The following is a 20,645-nucleotide window of genomic DNA, read 5'->3' on the forward strand; positions in this document are numbered from 1 at the left end:
CTTTACGTCAGCTTCAGCATGGCCGCGACCGGCAGCGGGTTGGGGCCGAAGAAATCCGACAGAGTGTCGCCGTTGAGAGGCGGGTCCTCGCCGGCCTCGGCCATTTCGTTATGGGAGGCCGGGGTGATGAGATCGCTGGCATGCAGCCCGCCGGCGATGAACACCGAATCGATCCCCGCCGCGGCCGCGCCGGCCATATCGGTGTTGATGCCATCGCCGATCGCCAGCACCTCGGACCGCTCGACCTTGCGCCCGGCAATCTCGGCAAGCTGCTCGAAAGCCAGCTCGTAGACCGGCGGGTAAGGCTTGCCGGCGTAGATCACCTGGCCTTCCAGATCCTCATAGACATCGGCAAGAGCGCCGGCGCAGTAGACCAGCTCGCCGCCCCGCTCGACCATGTGATCGGGATTGGCGCAAAGCATGGTGAGGCCGCGCTCGGCCAGATCGGCCAAGAGATCGTGATAGGTCTCCGGCGTCTCGGTGGTGTCGTCGAACAGGCCTGAGCAGACGACCAGCTCAGCCTCCTCAGCCTTCGTCAGATGTAGATCGAGACCTGCGAAAATGGTGCGGTCGCGCTCCGGGCCGATATGGAACACCTTGGCGCCGGCACGCTTCTCCAGCTCCCGCCGGGTCAGATCGCCGGAGGTGACGGTGGCGTCGTAGGCCTGATCGAGCACGCCGAGGCTGTGCAGCTGGGCCCGGACGGCGGGGCTCGGACGGGGCGAGTTGGAGAGCAGCAGCACCTTACCGCCCTTGGCCTTGAAGGCGCAGAGAGCGTCCACCGCAGCGGGGAAGGCTTTCACCCCGTCATGCAGAACACCCCAGATATCGACAATCCAAACCGGATAGCGATCGCCGATCTCGGCAATCGACGAGATGATCGGAATGGCGGAGGTCGCCGCCTCCTCGGGTATTGCGCTGCTGGTCATGGTGCCTCGGCTATGGCGACGCGGGATGCGAAGGTCAAGCCCGCAGCGAAGGGCCTAGCGCAATTGGGTTACTTTTTAGCTAGAGACTCGACCTAAAGTTGCAGAAAGCCGTGTCAGGGTTGCCGCAAGGTCAGACGCCGGGTTTCGGTTCGGCCGGCGATTCCTCACCCTCCTCGCCGGGCGATTCGGTGTCGGCGCCTTCTCTCGGCTCTTCACCTTCCGGCTCTTCCGCGGCAGGAAGCTGCGGTTCGGCTTCGCCGGTCCCGGAGTCGCTTTGCGGGTGCGGGATCTCGGTGTCGAGCTCGAGCAATTCGATTTCGTCGATCTCGCCCTCTTCGGCTTCCAGCTCGGGCTCTGGCTCGGCAGGCAGCGGCGCCTCGTCTTCCGCCGGCAGGTCGAGCACGGCTTCCTGTTCCTCCAGCGCTGCGACCGTCAGGCTGAGCGGCTCGGGCTCTTCCTCGGCTTCTTCGGCGGGGAATTCTTCCTCGGGAAACTCTTCCAGAAATTCTTCGGCGGGCGGTTCTTCCGCAGGTTCCTCCGGAACCTCGGTCTCCAGCGGCTCCGGCTCGAGGCTTTCGGCGGTTTCCGGCACCGTCTCCTCGACAGGCGGCATTTCCGGCTCTTCGCTCGGAGCGGCTTCCGCCTCTTCGGCCGGTCCGGTCTCGAGCGCCTCGACACCTTCCTCGATCGCGGCGATCACCGCGCCCATGGCGACTTGGGTGTCAATATCGGTTTCCGGGATTTCTTCTTCGCCGGGCTCTTCCACGCCGGCATCCTCGACCTCGCCGGAATCGACCAGTCCGAGCGCGTGCTCGTCGGGCATCTCGCCCGTATCGGCGTCCGCCTCTACAACTTCGTGCGTTCCGGTGGCGGCACGGGCGATGGCCTCCGATCCCGCCAGATCCACGGAAAGCTGCTTCATCAGCCCTTCGAGCTGGCGCAGCTCGTCATTCAGCTGCTCGCGCTGGCTGCGGGTCTCCACCTCCAGCTCGGAGCGCAAGCCCTCGAGCCGGCCCTGCAGCGCCTCCACATCCTCCGAAAGCCGCGCCAGCTTGGAGGCCTCGTAATCGCTCAAGGTCTGGTCGAGCCGCTCGACCTTATCGCTCAAGGAACCGAGACGGGCGACGTCGGTTTCCATCTTGTCGATACGCTGCAGATCGTTGTCGATGATCTCGAGCACTTCCTCGAAATCGTCCATCCGCGCGTTCTCGCCGCCACCGCGGGAAAAGCGAGTCATCAGAAGATGAGTGGAAATCATGATCGCCAGCAAAGCCGCACCGGCAATCAGCGCAGGCAGCAGGCCAATTCCGCCATGCACCATCAGCGCAGCCGCCAAGGCCGCGGCGACGATGGTCATCGCAATGATTACAATCGCATCGAGCAAGAGCCGCGCCTCCCCTCAGCATCCGTTGCCGGATCGTCACCCCGCAAATGTATATGTCACTTTGTTAGCAGCGACAGCGCCGAAGGCCAAGCAGGCTCCGCCCGAACGGCTCCGAATCGGCGCCCCGCCTTGACATCCAAGGCTCGCAAACGATATCCGTGGCGCAGCTTTTGGCACTCTCAGACGTTAAGTGCCAGTTAGCCATTTTTCCAGCAGAGACCCTCGTTATCTAGTTAGGAGAGAAGCTCATGGAATTTCGTCCCCTCCATGATCGTGTCGTGGTCAAGCGGCTCGAAGAGGAGACCAAGACCAAGGGCGGTATCATCATTCCCGATTCCGCCGCGGAGAAACCCCAGACCGGTGAAGTCGTCGCGGCAGGCCCGGGCGCCCGGGGCGAGGACGGCAAGGTTCAGCCGCTGGACGTCAAGGTTGGCGACAAGGTGCTGTTCGGCAAGTGGTCCGGTACCGAGGTCAAGATCGACGACCAGGAACTCCTGATCATGAAGGAGTCCGACATCATGGGCGTGCTCGGCTAAGCCTGAGCGCGTTTTTTTTCGTCCCCGGAGGACCGGCAGCACCGGCGACCCGCTGTTCGAGAGGCGTCTTCCGGGAACAGTTTCAGTTTTCGAGATGGAGTAAACTCCAATGGCAGCCAAAGACGTAAAATTCGGTGCCGAAGCGCGCGAGCGTATGCTGCGCGGCGTCGACATCCTTTCCAATGCGGTGAAGGTGACGCTCGGCCCCAAGGGCCGCAACGTGATCTTGGAGAAATCCTTCGGCGCGCCGCGCTCGACCAAGGACGGCGTCACCGTCGCCAAGGATATCGAGCTTGAGGATAAGTTCGAGAATATGGGCGCCCAGATGGTGCGCGAGGTGGCCTCGAAGACCAACGAGACCGCCGGTGACGGCACCACCACGGCGACCGTGCTGGCCCAGTCGATCGTGCGCGAAGGCCTCAAGGCCGTCGCCGCCGGCATGAACCCGATGGATCTGAAGCGCGGCATCGACAAGGCCGTGACCGAGGTCGTCGCCGATATCCGCAAGCATTCCAAGAAGGTCTCCGGCTCCGAAGAGATCGCCCAGGTCGGCACCATTTCGGCCAATGGCGAGAAGGCCATCGGCGACATGATCTCCGAGGCGATGCAGAAGGTCGGCAATGAAGGCGTGATCACCGTCGAGGAAGCCAAGAGCCTGGAGAGCGAGCTCGAGGTCGTCGAGGGTATGCAGTTCGATCGCGGCTACATCTCCCCCTACTTCATCACCAATGCCGAGAAGATGGTGGCGGATCTGGAGAACCCTTACATCCTGATCTACGAAAAGAAGCTGTCCGGGCTTCAGGCCATGCTGCCGCTGCTGGAGTCTGTGGTGCAGTCGGGCCGTCCGCTTCTGATCATCGCCGAGGACGTCGAAGGCGAGGCTCTGGCCACGCTGGTGGTCAACAAGCTGCGCGGCGGCCTCAAGGTCGCGGCCGTCAAGGCGCCGGGCTTCGGCGATCGCCGCAAGGCCATGCTGCAGGATATCGCCATCCTGACCGGCGGCCAGGTGGTCTCCGAGGATCTCGGCATCAAGCTTGAGAACGTCACCATCGACATGCTGGGCACCGCCAAGCGCGTCAACATCACCAAGGACGACACCACGGTCGTCGACGGTGCCGGCGACAAGAAGGATATCGACGAGCGCGTCGGCCAGATCCGTGCGCAGATCGAGGAGACCTCTTCGGAGTACGACAAGGAGAAGCTGCAGGAGCGTCTGGCCAAGCTGGCCGGCGGTGTTGCGGTGATCCGCGTCGGCGGTGCCACCGAGGTCGAGGTGAAGGAGCGCAAGGACCGCGTCGACGATGCGTTGAACGCGACCCGCGCGGCCGTGGAATCGGGCATCGTCGCCGGTGGCGGCACCGCCCTGTTGCGGGCCTCCAAGATCCTGACCATCACGGGCGACAATGACGACCAGGAGGCGGGCATCAATATCGTCCGCCGCGCGCTGCAGGCGCCTGCCCGTCAGATTGCCGAGAATGCCGGCGTCGAGGGCTCCATCGTGGTCGGTAAGGTGCTCGACAACAACAAGGACTCGTACGGCTATGACGCCCAGAACGACGAGTATGGCGATCTCGTCGAGCGCGGCATCATCGACCCGGCCAAGGTGGTTCTGACGGCGCTGACCGATGCGGCTTCGGTCGCCGGTTTGCTGATCACCACCGAGGCGGGCGTCGCCGAGGCGCCGAAGGACGAAGCCGCCGCGCCGGCCATGCCTGGCGGCATGGGTGGAATGGGCGGCATGGGCGGCATGGACATGATGTAGCCGCCGCTTTTCGGCTCATTTACGCGATTGAAGGGGCGGTCTTCGGGCCGCCCCTTTTTTCTTGGCAACCAAGGCTGGAGCTGCCGCGCCTTACGCAATGGTAATTTTCCGACTCTTGCTTTCGGCGCGCCGCTCCCCGAAAAATGCGCATCGCTTCACCGGCGCCGCGTAGCGCCGCCAGAGCGGCCTTTTCTGCCGTCTCTAGCGGCGTTCCGGGCCCCCTCCTCAAATCCAAGGGTGTCACGTCAGGAGTCCTATGTCGGCTTTCATGACCACAATGCGGGATTTCATGCGCATTGCCCTTCCCTACTTCAACGGGGAGGACAAATGGGCCGGTCGCGGCCTATTGGGCGTGGTGGTCGCGATCCAGCTGTTTCAGGTCTGGCTGAGCGTCCAGTTCAACACCTGGTACCGGAATTTCTACAACGCGCTGGAGCAGAAGGACTGGGACAGCTTCATCTATCAGCTCGGCATCTTCACCGCGCTGGCCACCGCCTTTATCGTCTCGGCGGTTTATGAGCTTTATTTGCGGCAATGGCTGCAGATCCGCTGGCGCGCCTGGCTGACCGACAGCTACATGTCGCGCTGGCTGGCCGCGGGGACCCATTACCGGATGCGGCTGCGGGGCGATCAGATCGACAACCCCGATCAGCGCATCGCCGAGGATTTGCGCTCCTTCGTGATCACCACCATGGGGATCGGGCTGGGGCTGCTCAGCTCCGTCGTCACGCTGATCTCGTTCATCTTCATTCTCTGGGGCCTGTCGGCGGGCCAGCCGCTGGTTCTCGGTTCCTGGTCCTTGCAGATTCCCGGATATTTGGTCTGGGCGGCGCTGTTCTATGCCATTCTCGGCACTTGGCTGACGCATCTGATCGGCCGCCCGCTGATCCGCCTGAATTTCGATCAGGAGCGCTATGAGGCCGATTTCCGCTTCAACCTGGTGCGCCTGCGCGAGAACGCCGAAGGGGTGACGCTGCTCTCGGGCGAGGATGTCGAGCGCCAGGGGCTGAAAGAGCGTTTCGGCCATGTGATCAAGAATTGGCGCGCCATCATGAGCCGGACCAAGAAGCTCACCTTCTTCACCGCCGGCTACAACCAGGCGGCGACCATCTTCCCCTTCGTCGTGGTGAGCCCGCTGTATTTCGCCGGCTCCATGACGCTTGGCGGGCTGATCCAGATCTCCCAGGCCTTCGGCAAGGTGCAGGAGTCGCTCTCCTTCTTCGTCGATGCCTATGACAACATCGCCAACTGGAAGGCGATCCTCGACCGGTTGAGCGGCTTCGAGCGGTCTTTGGAATGGGCGCAATCCCTCGATACCGGCGACGAGATGAGCCTCAAGCAGGCCGCCGCCGCGCACGACTCCTTGCGGGCTCAGGATGTGGTGGTGGCGCTGCCCACCGGCCGGGATATCGTGCGCGTCTCCGATTTCGACGTGAAGCCGGGCGAGAAGGTTCTGGTCACAGGGCGCTCGGGCTCGGGCAAGACCAGCCTGTTCAGGGCGCTTGGCGGCGTCTGGCCGTTCGGCCAGGGCGATGTGGAGCTGCCGAGCGAAAGCGAGGTGCTGGTGCTGCCGCAGCGGGCCTATATGCCGCTCGGCACCTTGCGGCGCGCCGTCACCTATCCGGCGGCCGAGGATGCCTATCCGCTGGAGGAGGTGGAGGAGGCGCTCGAGGCGGTCGGCCTCGGCAAGCTCAAGGGCGAGCTGGGCGAGACGGCCTATTGGGCGGATCTTCTTTCCGGCGGCGAACAGCAGCGACTCTCCATTGCGCGCGCGCTGCTGCAGAAACCGCACTGGCTGCTGTTGGACGAAGCGACCAGCTCCCTCGACGAGGAATCGGAGACGCAGCTCTACCAGCTGCTCCTGGAGCGGCTGCCCGATACGGCGATCGTCTCGATCGGCCACCGCGCCGGGCTTACGGTGTTCCACGACCGGTTCTATCACCTGGCGCAGGACGATAACGGCGATCATCATCTGCGCCCGGTCGACGGTCCTGCCGGGATGGGCACCGCGCCGGAGCCGGCCAAGTAGCCGTCGGCGCGATCCCCCGTTGCGATTCCGGGGCCTGCATCCTTCGAGACGGTGCTTACGCGCCTCCTCAGGATGAGGGTTGAGGTCACGGCGCGATCTCTAAAACCCCTCATGGTGAGGGCGCGCCTTTGGGCGCGCGTCTCGAACCATGCGGCGCTCGGCACCGGCCCCAGCCCAAAGCACGGCATCATACCGGCAGCAGCCAGTATCCAGCTTCAGTCTCCGAACGATCGGTTGGATTCCGGCTTAAGCCGGAGCGACGGAGTAGCGTGTGGGGCGCCCAAGGGAGCGCGCCGCTAAAGCGCGTCCTTGATACGGGCGATAATCTCATCGCTGCGAGCTTTCACCTCAGGGCTCCACTCGGCATTGTGCGCGGCAACCAGCTGGGCCTGAGACGACAGGATCAGCCCGTCATCCAGCACTTTGAGATGATTGGCGCGGAGCGTCGTTCCCGTGGTGGTGATATCGACGATCAGCTCGGCCGTGCCGGCAGCCGGCGTGCCTTCGGTGGCGCCGGCGCTCTCCACGATGCGATAGCCGGAAACGCCCTTCTGCGCGAAGAAGCGCCGGGTCAGATTCAGATATTTGGTGGCGACCCGTAAGCGGCGGCCATGCACTTGCGCAAATTGCGCGGCCACGTCTTCCAGATCGCCGACGCCGGTGACGTCGATCCAGCAGGCCGGAACCGCCACGATCACGTCGGCACGGCCGAAGGCGAGCGGCACCACCAGCTCCACCTCGCGCTCGACGTCGTAGATGGTCTCGCGCACCAGATCCTCGCCGGTGACGCCGAGATGCACCTGTCCCGCTTTCAGGTGGTGCACGATCTCCGAGGCGGAGAGGAACACCACCTCGACATCGTCATAGGCATCCAGCGCACCTCGATAGCCGCGCTCATGGCCGACCTTGCGCAGGCCGAGATCGGCACGCTCGAACAGCGTGGCGGTGGCCTCCATCAGGCGCCCCTTGGAGGGGATGGCGATGCTGAGCTTTGTCTTCGCCATCAGCGCAATCCTTGCACAACGGCGAGCAGCCGCTCGGTGTGAATGGCGCAGCCGATAGCCGGCACGTCCTGTGGCGCGCCCAGATGTTTCAGAAGCCCGTCGTAGCGGCCGCCGCCGGCGAGCGGGCTGCCCTCGCCCAGGGTCGGGATTTCGATCTGGAAGACGAGGCCGGTGTAATATTCCAGGTTACGGCCGAAATCGGCGGCGAAGCGGGCACGGGCGAGATCGATGCCCTCCTCTTCCAGCCGCTCGAAACGGCGCACCATGCGTTGCAGCGCCTCGTCGAGATCGAGGCCGGCGCCGCGGGCGATCATGGCGATACGGCCGATGGATTCCTCCGGCGTGCCTGAAACCGCGAGATAATATTCGATCACCGTGGCGATCTCTTTCGGCAGCGGATCGGCGACCAGATCGGCGGCGAAATCGAGCAGCTGGCTGGTGATCTCCGCCAGCGTGCGATTGCCGATCAGCGGCAGCTCGCGCTCCTTCAGATACGCATCGACCTGGGCTTGCGCGGTGTCGAAATCGTCCAGATCCAGGGCGCGAGCGAAATCGGCGATATTGCTTTCCGCCTCCGGGCGCTCGCCGCGGCTGAGGCGGCGGAGCATGCGGTGGAAGATTTCCGGGCGCCAGAAATAGTGGCGCAGCTTGCGGCGCCAGCGATCCGGGATCTCCAGCGCATCGAGCAGCGCGAAGAACATGGCGATATCGCCGAAGCGCAATTGAATGTCGTCGAGGCCGGTCTGGCGGATGGCGGCGGAGGCCAGCAGCACCATCTCGATATCGGCCGCCTCGCGGTCGGCAATGCCGAAGGATTCGATGCCTGCCTGGCGGAACTCGCGCGGATGGGTCTGACTGGCGCCGCCCGGCTGATAGCGGAAGGCCGGGCCGTTATAGCAATAGCGCGCTTCCTTGTCGGCTTCCGGGTGCCGCGACAGGTAAAGCAGCGAAACCGGCACGGTGAGATCGGGGCGCAGGCACAGCTCCTCGCCGGACAAATCGGTGAAGACATAGGAGCGGCCACGCAAGGCCTCGCCGATGCGATCCAGGAACACCCCGGCCGGCTGGAGGATGGAGGGCGCCACGGGCTCGTAGCCGGCGGTCTTGAACGTGTCCAAGAGCTTGGCGGCCTGGATCTCGAGGGCCTCGAAATTGCTGACGGATTCTGCAGCCATAAAGGATCAGCTCTCGTAACGCGCCAAGACGTCCTTGACCGCGGCGACCATATCGCCCTCGCCGACGGAGAACTGGGCCGGGCGGCTTTCGCGCCATTCGGCGTTGTCCTCGATTCCCTCGGCCAGGCGCGCGCCCTCGATCAGATCCTTGATGGTGACCATGCCCTGGGCCAGCTCGTCGCCGCCCTGGATGACGACGCAAGGCGCGCCGCGCTTATCGGCATATTTCATCTGCGCCTTCATGCCGGAGCCGCCGAGATACATCTCGGCGCGGATGCCGGCATCGCGCAGGGCCTTGGTCAGGGCGAAATAATCGGCGCGTCGCTCCTTATCCAGCACCAGCACCACGACGGGGCCGAGCACCTCCGAATCCTTGGATTTGCCTAGCAGATCGAGGGCATGGCGGAGGCGCGAAACGCCCATGGAGAAGCCGGTTGCCGGGACTTCCTGGCCGGTAAAGCGCTGCACCAGCCCGTCATAGCGCCCGCCGGCGCCGACCGAGCCGAAGCGGACGGGGCGGCCGTCGTCGTCGGTGACCTCGAAGGTCAGCTCCGCCTCGAACACCGGGCCGGTGTAATATTCCAGGCCGCGGACGATGGAGGGATCGACCATGATGCGGTCGCCGCCATAGCCGGCGGCCTCCCAGATCGCGGTCATCTCTGCGAGCTCGGCTGCGCCTTCGGCGCCGGTCTCCTGGCCTTCGAGCAGCTTTTGGAGGCCTGCAAGGATCTCCTCGCGCGTTCCTTCGCCCGATTGCACGAAGGCGAGGATGGTCTCGATCTCGCCGGGGGCGAGCTTGGCACCTTCGGTGAAATCGCCGCTCTCGTCCTTGCGGCCCTTGCCGAGAAGATCGGTGACCCCCTCGACGCCGAGCCGGTCGAGCTTGTCGACGGCGCGCATGACGGTCAGGCGCTGTGCCGGGTTCTCGGCAAGGCTGGCGACGCCCGCCTTCTCCATGACGCCGTCGAGCAGCTTGCGGTTGGAGACCTTGATCACGTAGTCGCCGCGCTGGATGCCCAGGGCCTCCATGACGTCGGCAGCGAGCATGCAAAGCTCCGCATCGGCGGCGGCGGTAGGCGTGCCGACGGTATCGGCGTCGAACTGGGTGAATTGGCGGAAGCGGCCGGGACCGGGCTTCTCGTTGCGGAAAACGGGGCCGGTCTGATAGCGGCGGAAGGGCTTGGGCAGGGTCTGCGCGTTGGCGGCAACGTAGCGGGCGAGCGGCGCGGTGAGGTCGTAGCGCAGCGACAGCCACTGCTCGTCGTCGTCCTGGAAGGAGAACACGCCCTCATTGGGCCGGTCCTGATCGGGCAGGAATTTGCCCAGCGCATCGGTATATTCGATGCTCGGCGTCTCCAGCGGCTCGAACCCGTAGGCCTCGTATACGCGCCGGATCACCTCCAGCATCGCCGTGGTCTGGCGGATTTCGGATGCGCTCGCGTCTTGCAGCCCCTTGGGCAGACGGGCCTCGGGGCGGGCCGGCTTGTCGTTCTTACTCATTGGGAATCGGCGTTTCGTAGGAAGCCTCTGCCGCCGGGTTCTAGACCATTGGCCGAGCACCAGCAAGCGGCGCCCTCGGCTCTTCGCGGTTTCGCGCCTCTAGGGGCTGGCGGTCAGGCCGTGAATGGTGGAGAGCAGCATCGAGGGCTCGTAGGGCTTTCCCATGTATTGGGTGTTGTCGTCGGCCTCGGTGCCGACGATGGGCCCGGTGCGGTCGTAGCCGGTGAGAAACAGCACTTTCAGCTCCGGATGGCGGCGGCGCGCCTCGGCGACCAGCTCATGGCCGCTCATGCCGGGAAGGCCGATATCGGTGAGCAGCAGGTCGATCTCCGGGTGATCTTCCAGGATGGAGAGCGCCTCTTCGGCACCGGCGGCGTTATGCACGCGCATGCCGGCATTCTCCAGAATCTCCACGGTGGCGATGCCGACCAGGAAATCGTCCTCCACATAGAGCAGATGCAGCGGTTCTTCGGGCACCGGCGCCTGCTTTTCGGGGGACTGCACCGGCTTCGATTTCGGCATGTCGCCTCGATCGGCAGCGGGCAGGATCAGCCTCACCGTGGTGCCTACACCCGGTTCGCTGTCGATCGCCGCATCGCCGCCGAGCTGCTGCATCGCGCCATAGACCATGCTGAGGCCGAGTCCGGTGCCCTTGCCAAGCTCCTTGGTGGTGAAGAAGGGATCAAAAGCGTGGCACAGCACGTCGGCGCACATGCCCTCGCCGGTATCGGTCACCGAGATGCAGACATATTTGCCGGGGGCCAGCCGCTCATGCTCGCCGATATCGCAATTCTCGGTGGCGATGGTCAGCAGCCCGCCATAAGGCATCGCATCGCAGGCATTGAGCGCCAGGTTCAAGATGCCGGTCTGAAGCTGGCCGGGATCGGTCGCGGCAGGGCGGAGATCGTCGGCGAGCCTATAGTCGAGCTTGATGTTCTCATGGCCGGAGCGGCGGATCAGGCTGGCGATCTCGGTTACTGTCTCGTTGATATCGGTGGGGATGATCTTCAGCGGCTGCTTGCGCGCAAAAATCGCCATCTGGCGGACCACGGCAGCGCCATCCTCGGCCGCCTGCAGCGCCGCTTCGATGGGGCCGGCCAGCTGGGGCGCGGCGCCAGTCTTGGCGCGGATCAGCTCCAGATTGGCGACGATGGCGGTGAGGAAATTGTTGAAGTCGTGGGCGACGCCGCCGGTCAGATGGCCGAGCGCCTCCATCTTCTGGGCCTGATGCAGCTCCTCGCGGGCGAGCTCCATGGCCTGCTCCGCCTCGTGCTGCTGGGTGATGTCGCGGGTGACCTTGGCGAAGCCGACGATGCGGCCCTCGTCGTCCTGCACCGGCTGGATCACCACATTGGCCCAGAAGGTGCTGCCGTCTTTGCGGACCCGCAGGCCTTGCGCCTCGTAATGCCCCTCGCGCAACGCGGCGGCGAGGGCCTGCTGCGGCTTGTCCTCCTCCTGCTCCTCGGCGGTGTAGAACATGGAGACATGGCGGCCCAGCACCTCGTGGGTCTTATAGCCCTTGATGCGCTCGGCGCCCTTGTTCCAATTGCTGATATTGCCCTTCATATCGAGCATGAAGATGGCGTAGTCGCTGACCGCGTCGACCAGGAAGCGGAAGCGCCGTTCGCTCGCCAGGAGCGCCTGCTCGGCCGCGTGGCGCTCGGACATATCGCGGGTGATCTTGACGAAGCCGATGACCTCGCCCTTCTCGTCGCGGATCGCGTCGAGCACGGTCTGGGCATAGAAGCGGGAGCCGTCGCGGCGAATGCGCCAGCCCTCCTCCTCGTGGCGCCCGGTGCGGCTGGCGATGGCCAGCGCCATTTTGGGCTTGCCGTTGGTCTGATCTTCCGGGGTGAAGAAGCGGGAGAAATGCTGGCCCAGCGCCTGCTCGGCGGTATAGCCCTTGATGCGCTCGGCGCCGGCATTCCAGCTGGAGATATAGCCGTCGCGATCGAGCATATAGATGGCGTAATCGACCACCGCATCGAGCAGCATCTCGGTGTTCAACTTCTCCTTGATGGAACCGTTGCCGTGATTCGTCATCAACAAGTGCCGACTATCCTCGCGCGTTGCAGGGGGTGGAATGCCTAAGCAAAGCGAAAGTTGCATGTCCGGCAAAAACGCAGCTCACCCGTGAAACCGCAAATCCGGCGCTCGCTAGGCCGGCTCGGTCCCGATCAGCTCTCGGACAGGCTTTGCTTCCCCCTCAAGCTCCTTAATGCTCGCCGGGCACGGTCCGCCCGTGGCCCAGTCCAGCAGCTCCACCGTGTGCACCACTGGGGCGCTGCTACCCCCTTTAAGTTGGCAGAGGCAGCCAATGTTCCCGGTCGCCACGATATCGGGGGAGAGATTTTTGATATGGTTAAGCTTTCTATCCCGCAGCTCGGTGGAAAACTCCGGCTGGAGCAGGCTGTAGGTGCCGGCGGAGCCGCAGCAAAGATGGCCTTCGGGAAGGTCGACGAGGCGGAAGCCGGCCTCGCGCAGCAGGGTTTTCGGCTCCCGGTCGATGCCCTGACCATGCTGCAGCGAACAGGGCGACTGGTAGGCGATCTTCAGATTGCTCCAGATCGCAGGCGCAATCAGGCCGAAATCGGCGAGAAACTCCGAAATATCGTAGGTGATGGATGAGATCGCCGCGGCGCGGTCGGCATAGCCGCGGTCGCGGGAAAGCAGCGCGCCGTAATCCTTGACCATGGTGCCGCAGCCCGAGGCGGTCACCAAAATGGCATCCAGCGGTTTTTTGCGCATCTCGGCGGACCAGGCATCGATATTGTGGCGGGCAAGCTGGAGCGCCTGCTCTTCCTTGCCGAGATGGTGGTCCAGAGCGCCGCAGCAGGCCTGATCGGTAATCGGCACCACCTCGATGCGGTGGCGCTCCAGCAAGCGGCAGGCGGCCTGATTGATCGAGGATTGCAGCAGATCCTGCACGCAGCCTTGCAGCACGGCGACGCGCCGCAACGGCGCCGCCGGCGCCGAGACGATATTTTCCTGCGCGGGCAAGGTCAGAGGCGGCAGCTTTTCCGGCACCATGTCGAGAGCGTTGACGATGCCGCGAAAGCCCAGCGCTTGCGCCACCGGTTTCAACGGCCGGATCAGCCAGCCGGCCCAGAGCAAAAAGCGGAAACGCGAGGGGTACGGCATGGTCTTGGAGAGGAACCAGCGCTTGATGCGCTGGCGCCACGGCCGCTTCACATTCTCCTCGATCTTGACCCGGGTCATGTCGACCAGATGCATATAGTCGACGCCGCTCGGGCAGGTGGTCATGCAGGAGAGGCAGGACAGGCAGCGGTCGATATGGGTGACCAGCGGCTGGGTGATCTGCTCCTCTTCGTACATCTCCTTCATCAGATAGATGCGGCCGCGGGGGGAATCGCGCTCGTCGCCCCGCAGCACGTAGGTCGGGCAGGTCGCGGTGCAGAAGCCGCAATGCACGCAGCGGCGCAAGATCTCGTCGGCTTGCGCGATCTCCGGGTTCTGAAGCTGGCGAAGGGAGAAGTTGGTCTGCATGACGGATCAAATACCGGGATACATGCGGCCGGGGTTGAGAATCCCCGCCGGATCGAAAGTATCCTTCAAAGAGCGGCTGAGCGCCATCAGCGCCGGCTCCAAAGGCTGGAAAACATGGACGGAGGCGCGGATGCCCGGCTCGGCGCGGATCAGCGTGGCATGGCCGCCATATTCGGAAAGAATGCGCCGTATCTCCACCGCGCCGGCATCGGAGGTGGGGTCGGGCTCCAGCCAGATCAGCCCGCCGGACCAATCGAACATAGTGCGGAAAGACAGGCTGTGGCGGAGCGCGGCGACAAACCCGGCCGCCTTGTTCGGAGCGGTGGAGATGCGCCAGAGCGGCCGCTCGCGGCTTTGCATCGGCTTCAGCTGGCGGATCTCGGCCCAGAGCTTGCGCGAGCGGGTGGCGGCCAGCACCGTGTCGGGGTTGTAGGCGGCGAATTTCCGCTTGAGCTGGCCGATGCGGTAGCGGACAGCGCTCTCGAAGCCCTCGACCCGGAGCAAGGTCGCGTTGGTTTGGCTATCGCTCAAGGCGGCGTCGGAGAAGCTCGCACCCAAACCTTCGGTCAGATGCACCGTGCCGGAGACGTCGTAGGGGCTGGCCATGGCATCGGCCATCAGGCCGAGGGCGGCCTCCTCGGGTAGGTCGTGGAACACCAGGGTCTGCACCTCTTCCGGCTTCGGCAGCACCTTCATGGTGATCTCGGTGAGGATGCTCAGTGTGCCGCAGGAGCCGGTGAGAAATTTGCTCAAATCGTAGCCGGTGACGTTCTTCATCACCCGGCCGCCAGCCTTGAAGGCTTCGCCGCGCCCGTTCACCGCCTTGATGCCGAGGATGTTGTCGCGGGCGGCGCCGGCAAGGATGCGGCGGCTGCCGGAAAGACCGGTGGCGAACACGCCGCCGATGCTGCCCTCCCCCGGCTTGCCGCCATAGGCCGGCGCAAGGTCCAAAGGCTCGAAGGCGAGCTGCTGCTTGTTGTCGTCGAGGAGCTTCTCGATCTCGGCAAGCGGGGTGCCGGCCCCGGCGGAGAGCACCAGCTCGGTCGGCTCGTAAAGGCTGACGCCTTCCAACTTCTCGGTGCTGACCACGGCGCCGGTCTGCACGGGGCGGCCGAAGGGCAGCTTGGAGCCGAGGCCGCGCACCTCGAGCGGCAGACCTTCCTCGGCATAGGTCTCGACGATCTCGGCGAGCTCGTCGGCGGAATTCGGGGCATGGAAGCGCTGCTGCATGGGTACCGTCAGCCCGCGCCGCTGCCGCTGCGCGCTTCGCGGGGAAAGACCTTATCGGGATTGAGCTGCCATTGCGGATCGAACAGATCCTTCAGGCGGGTCATCTGGAGAAGATCCGCCGGGCCGTATTGCCACGACATCAGATCGCGCTTCTCCACGCCGACGCCATGCTCTCCGGTGAGACAGCCGCCGAGCTCCACGCAGGCTTTGAGGATGTCCGCGCCGCAGGCCTCGGCCCGCTCCAACTGCTCCTCGTCGCTCGAATCGTAGAGAATCAGCGGATGCAGATTGCCGTCGCCGGCATGGAAGATATTGGCGACGTCGAGACCGTAGCTTGCCGCGATCTTGGAAACGCGGGCCAGCGCCTCGGGCAGCTTGGAAACGGGGATCACCCCGTCCATGCAGAAATAATCGGAGATCTGCCCGATGGCGCCGAAGGCGGCCTTGCGGCCGCGCCAGATGGCCTCGCTCTCCTCCGCCGACTGGCTGACGCGGCTTTGCAGAAGATCGTATTCGCTGGCGATCTCCTCGATCTTCTCCAGCAGCCAGGCGACCTCCTCCTCGGAGCCTTCCACCTCGACGATGAGGATGGCTTCGGCGTCGAGGGGATAGCCGGCATGGGCGTAATTCTCGCAGACATGAATGGCCGGCTTGTCCATGAACTCGATGGCGACAGGAACGATGCCGGCGGCGATGATGCCGGCGACGCAGGCACCGGCGGATTCCGAAGACGGAAAGGCGAGCAGCATGGGCCGCGCCGTCTCGGGCATTTTCAAGAGCCGCACCGTCGCCTCGGTGACGATAGCGAGCTGGCCTTCGGAGCCGGTCAGCAGCGCCATCAGATCGTAGCCGGGGGAATCGAGGTGATCGCCGCCGAGCTCCACCACCTCGCCGCTGACCAGCACCACCTTCATGCCCAGAATGTTGTTCACGGTAACACCGTATTTCAGGCAATGGGCGCCACCGGAATTCATGGCGATATTGCCGGCAAGCGTGCAGGCGAGCTGGCTGGAGGGGTCGGGCGCATAGAAGAAGCCGCGCGGGGCGGCTTGTTGCGAGATGGCGAGATTGGTGATGCCGGTCTCGACTCGAGCGGTGCGGTTCACCTCGTCGATGGCGAGCAGCTTGTTCATGCGCGAGACGCAGATCACGATGGAATCGGCGCTCGGCAACGCCCCGCCGCAGAGCGAGGTGCCGGCGCCGCGCGGCACCACCTTAATATTGTTGTCCCAGCAATAGCGCATGATGCGGCTCACCTCTTCCGTCGTGCCGGGCAGCACCACGGCGAGCGGCAGGCAGCGATAGGCGGTGAGCGCGTCGGTCTCGTAGGTCCGGCGCCCCTCCTCGTCGGTGATGAGGACGGCGTCGGGCGCCAGCTTCTTGAGCTTCTTCACGATCTGATCCCGGCGCGCCAGGATTTCAGCATCGGGCTCGACGATTGCGGGATGCACCATCCCTGCTTTTTCGCCTATTCGGCGCGCGCGGACCAGCCCTGTTTTCGCCCGATTTGCCCAAGAGCGCCGCCTATGGCGCGGAAACCACAAGCAGCGATCATGGCTTGCGGGGGCAAACCGATCTCAGCAAACTGCGTTGTCCTTTGGTTGAGACCCAAGGTGATACCTAGGGAGTGTTGAGATGAGACTGATTTTGGGAAGTGTGCTGGGAGCGGCTTTGCTGCTCTCAGGGAGTAGCGCTGCATTCGCGGCGGATGCCGAGAAAGGCAAGGAAATCTTCAACGCCAAATGTGCCATGTGCCACCAGGTCGGCGAAGGCGCGACCACGGTGGTCGGGCCGGAGCTGAACGGCATTGTCGGCCGGAAAGCGGCATCGATCGAAGGTTTCTCCTATTCGCAAGGCATGAAGAAGCTCGGTGCGGATGGTTACACCTGGACCGAGGCGCATCTGGACGAATGGATCAAAGACCCCAAGGCGATGATCCCCGATTCCATGATGTCGATGGCATTCGCAGGTTTGCCGGACGAGACCGAGCGGGCCGACGTGATCGCCTATCTGAAGACGTTCTCCGAGTAGAGCGCGCAATTATGGGTCCGGGCTTGGAGACAGGCCCGGACCTTCCTCGACCTCACTCCGTCGCGCTGGTCATCGGCGGCTCGAGGCTTGACGCACCCGCCATCGGCGCCACAGCGCCAGGCGTTGCGATTTCCGCCCGGAATTTCCGAATATCGTCCAGCACCTGGCTGAAGAACGGATCGTGCTTGCCCTGCTGAGCGGCGATCTCGTCCCAGGTCTGATGCAGCCGGTCGAGCACCGGCGCCGGCAAGGTCTCGATGGTCACGCCCTGATCGGCAAAATCCGACAGCGCCTTGGCCGCGAGCACCGGGTTCTCGCTCATGGTCTGAAACATGGTGTCCCGGCAGGCGGTCTCGATCCAGAGCTGCTGCTGATCGTCCAGCGCATTCCAGCGATCCTTGTTGATCAGCAGCTCCATCACGGTTTCCGGTTGCTGCCAGCCGGGCAGATAGATGCGTTTCACCGCCCCAGCGAGATCGGTGCGGGCATCGACCGGCGGCGGGTAAAGCTCGGCGGCATCGATATCGCCATCCTGGAAGGCTTGGTTGAGCTTGCTGCCGGGGACCAGGGCAGGCGATGCACCGAGCTTCTGCATCACCAGCCCACCCTGGCCGAAGATACGGATGCGGAGCCGTTCGATATCCTCCGGGCTCTTCAGCTCCTTGGCAAACCAGCCGGCGGTCTCCGCCCCGCCGAAGGCGCAGGGCAAGACGTGCACGTTGAAGCCGCCATCGTCATACATGTGCTGATAAAGCGTCAGCCCGTTACCGGCATAAAACCAGGCGGCATAGGTCTTGGCATCGGGGCCGAAGGGAAAGCCGGAGAACAGTGCCGCGGCGGGCAGGCGGTTGGCCCAGAATTCGGCCTTGGAGAAACCCGCAGCGGCCGTCCCCTTGGAGACGGCATCCAGGATATCCTGGGGCATCACATTTTGCCCCGGCTGCTCGATATCGAAGGACAGCGTGCCGCCGGAAAGCGCGCCGACCTCCGCCGCCCAATCCTTCACCGGCTTGCCCAGCCCGGGAAGATGGGTGCCGTAGGTGATCGGGGTGGAGAAGTGAAGCGGCTCTTCGGCGCCCGCCTGCGCAGGCGCGGCGGCGAGAAACAAGGCGACGAGGCTTGCGCAAAGGCGCCGTCGGATCATCCCTCTCTCCCCCTTGGGGCGGTGCGCGTATTCCAATCGCGGCTCCCGCCAACCGGGCCGGCCTTTATCTCGCCACGAGACTCGGCCAGTTCAATTCTGGCCAGTTCGATCCTGGTAAGACCGACTCAAAGCGTCCATCCCTCTGCCAGTCTAGCTTGCACCAAGCCGCTCCGGCCAGACAGCGAGGCCGACTTTGGGGAAAACGCGTGCTGTTCGGCTTTTAGCTAACATTGAAACTTTCGCCGCTTTATGACGCAAAACTTTCATGCTCGAGCGCCAAGAAGCAGCGAAAAACAAGGCATTTGCGTTTTGGGGCCGTTCCGGGCATTAACTACCCTTCCTCCCGCGCATCAGCTATTGTTTTCCGCCTGAAGGGGCGCATGAGGGTTTACGGGTCATGGGAATGAAGTCGGCCGACCGAGCTGGGGTGGGGCCAACGGTCATGCGTTTCGTCGCTTGGCTGATCGAGAGCCCGCGCTGGTTCAAGCGCTGCCTGCTTTTCGCCAACGACTTCGTCTTGCTGCTGCTCGCCCTGTGGGCCGCCTATTCGCTGCGCCTCAGCGAATTCTACGTTCCCGACAAGCCGGTTCTGATCTTCCTGCTATTTGCGGGTCCCGTGATCGGCGTGGTCACCTTCTATCTGCGCGGGCTCTACAAGCTGGTGACCCGCTTCATCGGCCCGGAAGGCACCACGCGCATCTATGTCGCCGTGGTGCTGGCGGTGCTGCTCTGGGCGCTTCTGGTGCTGTTCGTCGGGGTACGGCCGCATCCGCGCTCGGTGGTGGTGATCTACGGCCTGATCGCCGCCGGTCTGATCCGGCTTTCGCGGCAATGGGCCGGCGCGATCCTGCTCCGCTTCGTTCCCGACCATAAGCCGCTCAGTTTCGACGAGCGACCGCGGGTGCTGATCTACGGCGCCGGCTCCAGCGGCATCCAGTTGCTGCGCTCCCTGAACGAGGCCGGCAAGCACAAGATCGTCGGCTTCATCGACAACGATTCCTCCCTCGCCGGGCAGTACGTCCACGGGGTGAAGGTGATCCGGCCGGAGAAGCTCGCTTCCACCATCACCCGCGAGGGCATCCGCGAGGTGATGCTGGCCATGCCGTCGGCGCGGCGGAGCGAGCGGCGGGCGGCGATCCAGGCGCTGGAGCCCTTCCCGGTCGAGGTTAAGACGGTTCCCAATCTGGACGAGATCGCCTCCGGCGCGGTGGAGATTTCCGATCTCCGCCCGATCGACGTGGAAGATTTGCTCGGCCGCGATCCGGTGGCCCCCGATATGGAGCTGATCTCCGGCCATGTGCGCGACAAATCGGTGATGATCACCGGCGCCGGCGGCTCCATCGGCTCAGAGCTGACGCGCCAGCTTCTCGCCTTCAAGCCGAAAGTGCTGGTGCTGTTCGAGCTGTCGGAGGTGGCGCTCTATCAGATCTCCATGGAGATCGAGGCGCTGCAGCAGCAGCCGGGAAGCGGCATCGCCAATACCCGCGTCGTCACCGTTCTGGGCTCGGTGCTCGACCGGCGGCTGGTGAGCCGCACCATCTCCGATTACGACGTGGAGGTGATCTATCACGCCGCCGCCTACAAGCATGTGCCGATCGTGGAGATCAACGCCTTCGCCGGTATTCAGAACAACACCTTCGGCACGCTGGCCCTGGCCGAAGAGGCGCAGGAGCTGGGGGTTGAGCGCTTCGTGCTGGTCTCCACCGACAAGGCGGTGCGCCCGACCAATGTGATGGGGGCGAGCAAGCGGCTGGCCGAGCTGATCCTTCAGGCGCTGGCCGAGGACCCCAACTCCACCACCATCTTCACCATGGTGCGTTTCGGCAATGTGCTGGATTCCTCCGGCTCGGTGGTGCGGCGCTTCCGCGAGCAGATCCGCAATGGCGGGCCCGTCACCGTGACCCATCCGGAGATCATCCGCTATTTCATGTCGATCCCGGAAGCGGCGCAGCTGGTGATCCAGGCCGGCGCCATGGCGACCGGCGGCGAAGTCTTCGTGCTGGATATGGGCATGCCGGTGAAGATCGCCGATCTGGCCCGCACCATGGTGCATCTGTCCGGGCTTCAGGTGCGCGACGAGGGAAATCCGGAAGGCGATATTCCGATCGAATTCGTCGGGCTGCGCCCCGGCGAGAAGCTCTATGAGGAACTCTTGATCGGCGAGAACACCACCGGCACCAGCCATCCGCGCATCTTCAAGACCCATGAGCCGATCCTCGCATACGAGGATCTCGGCGCGGTGCTGGAGCGGCTGGACGATGCCATGCAGCGCCATGACGAGATCGAGCTGCAAGAGCTGCTGCGGGGGACGGTGGAAGGCTATGACGAAGCCGCCGCCGGCCATCCGCTGTCTGCCGGCCCCGAGTGGCACAGCATCTCGCGCACCGTCCACTAGTCCAACATATCAGCGGTTT

15 protein-coding genes are annotated in these 20,645 nt (G+C 64.3%); 5 read left to right on the forward strand and 10 right to left on the reverse strand.

Annotated elements, in window-relative coordinates; all coding sequences use genetic code 11:
• Positions 1 to 2: 2 nt before the first annotated feature.
• The gene (locus HT051_RS13470; protein ID WP_174542513.1) at positions 3 to 929 is read right to left on the reverse strand and encodes a TIGR01459 family HAD-type hydrolase; all 927 of its coding nucleotides are present in this window, start codon (positions 927 to 929) and stop codon (positions 3 to 5) included.
• A gap of 130 nt (positions 930 to 1,059) precedes the next feature.
• Entirely contained in the window at positions 1,060 to 2,313 is a 1,254-nt protein-coding gene (locus HT051_RS13475) for a hypothetical protein (RefSeq protein ID WP_174542514.1), read from the reverse strand.
• 248 nt (positions 2,314 to 2,561) lie between these two features.
• On the opposite strand from HT051_RS13475, the gene HT051_RS13480 reads away from it, so the two are divergent.
• The 3 genes from HT051_RS13480 to HT051_RS13490 all read left to right on the forward strand — a co-directional run bounded on the left by HT051_RS13480 (position 2,562) and on the right by HT051_RS13490 (position 6,640).
• Positions 2,562 to 2,849, forward strand: coding sequence for a co-chaperone GroES (locus tag HT051_RS13480; RefSeq protein ID WP_174542515.1), 288 nt, complete (start codon positions 2,562 to 2,564; stop codon positions 2,847 to 2,849).
• A 109-nt stretch (positions 2,850 to 2,958) separates the two neighbouring features.
• Complete coding sequence (groL, locus tag HT051_RS13485) at positions 2,959 to 4,611, forward strand: chaperonin GroEL (RefSeq protein ID WP_174542516.1); 1,653 nt, start codon at positions 2,959 to 2,961, stop codon at positions 4,609 to 4,611.
• A gap of 256 nt (positions 4,612 to 4,867) precedes the next feature.
• The gene (locus HT051_RS13490; RefSeq protein WP_174542517.1) at positions 4,868 to 6,640 is read left to right on the forward strand and encodes an ABC transporter ATP-binding protein/permease; all 1,773 of its coding nucleotides are present in this window, start codon (positions 4,868 to 4,870) and stop codon (positions 6,638 to 6,640) included.
• Positions 6,641 to 6,936: 296 nt separating this feature from the next.
• Here the strand turns inward: HT051_RS13490 and hisG are convergent, their stop codons facing one another.
• The 7 genes from hisG to HT051_RS13525 all read right to left on the reverse strand — a co-directional run bounded on the left by hisG (position 6,937) and on the right by HT051_RS13525 (position 16,510).
• Positions 6,937 to 7,644 (reverse strand): ATP phosphoribosyltransferase, encoded by a 708-nt coding sequence (hisG, locus tag HT051_RS13495; protein ID WP_174542518.1) that lies wholly within the window; start codon positions 7,642 to 7,644, stop codon positions 6,937 to 6,939.
• Entirely contained in the window at positions 7,644 to 8,819 is a 1,176-nt protein-coding gene (locus tag HT051_RS13500; protein WP_174542519.1) for an ATP phosphoribosyltransferase regulatory subunit, read from the reverse strand. Before HT051_RS13500 ends, hisG begins: the two co-directional genes overlap by 1 nt.
• A 6-nt stretch (positions 8,820 to 8,825) precedes the next feature.
• A complete protein-coding gene (gene hisS, locus HT051_RS13505) occupies positions 8,826 to 10,319 on the reverse strand; it encodes a histidine--tRNA ligase (RefSeq protein ID WP_174542520.1) in 1,494 nt (497 codons plus the stop codon).
• 99 nt (positions 10,320 to 10,418) lie between these two features.
• On the reverse strand, positions 10,419 to 12,362 hold the full coding sequence (locus HT051_RS13510; protein WP_174542521.1) for a PAS domain-containing sensor histidine kinase: 1,944 nt from the start codon (positions 12,360 to 12,362) through the stop codon (positions 10,419 to 10,421).
• 114 nt (positions 12,363 to 12,476) lie between these two features.
• Positions 12,477 to 13,826: a glycolate oxidase subunit GlcF gene (gene glcF / locus HT051_RS13515; RefSeq protein ID WP_174542522.1), complete on the reverse strand. Its 1,350-nt coding sequence runs from the start codon at positions 13,824 to 13,826 to the stop codon at positions 12,477 to 12,479.
• 6 nt (positions 13,827 to 13,832) lie between these two features.
• Positions 13,833 to 15,056 (reverse strand): glycolate oxidase subunit GlcE, encoded by a 1,224-nt coding sequence (gene glcE, locus HT051_RS13520; protein ID WP_174542523.1) that lies wholly within the window; start codon positions 15,054 to 15,056, stop codon positions 13,833 to 13,835.
• A gap of 8 nt (positions 15,057 to 15,064) precedes the next feature.
• On the reverse strand, positions 15,065 to 16,510 hold the full coding sequence (locus HT051_RS13525) for an FAD-binding oxidoreductase (RefSeq protein WP_174542524.1): 1,446 nt from the start codon (positions 16,508 to 16,510) through the stop codon (positions 15,065 to 15,067).
• Positions 16,511 to 16,691: 181 nt separating this feature from the next.
• Here HT051_RS13525 and HT051_RS13530 point away from each other — a divergent pair, with 181 nt between their 5' ends.
• Positions 16,692 to 17,087, forward strand: coding sequence for a c-type cytochrome (locus tag HT051_RS13530; RefSeq protein ID WP_174542525.1), 396 nt, complete (start codon positions 16,692 to 16,694; stop codon positions 17,085 to 17,087).
• Positions 17,088 to 17,139: 52 nt separating this feature from the next.
• Here HT051_RS13530 and HT051_RS13535 read toward each other — a convergent pair whose 3' ends face one another.
• Entirely contained in the window at positions 17,140 to 18,231 is a 1,092-nt protein-coding gene (locus HT051_RS13535; protein ID WP_174542526.1) for a TRAP transporter substrate-binding protein, read from the reverse strand.
• 442 nt (positions 18,232 to 18,673) lie between these two features.
• Here HT051_RS13535 and HT051_RS13540 point away from each other — a divergent pair, with 442 nt between their 5' ends.
• Positions 18,674 to 20,626 (forward strand): nucleoside-diphosphate sugar epimerase/dehydratase, encoded by a 1,953-nt coding sequence (locus HT051_RS13540; RefSeq protein ID WP_174542527.1) that lies wholly within the window; start codon positions 18,674 to 18,676, stop codon positions 20,624 to 20,626.
• Positions 20,627 to 20,645 lie beyond the last annotated feature (19 nt).

The sequence above is a fragment of the Methyloligella sp. GL2 genome (assembly GCF_013341275.1).
Taxonomy (GTDB): domain Bacteria; phylum Pseudomonadota; class Alphaproteobacteria; order Rhizobiales; family Methyloligellaceae; genus Methyloligella.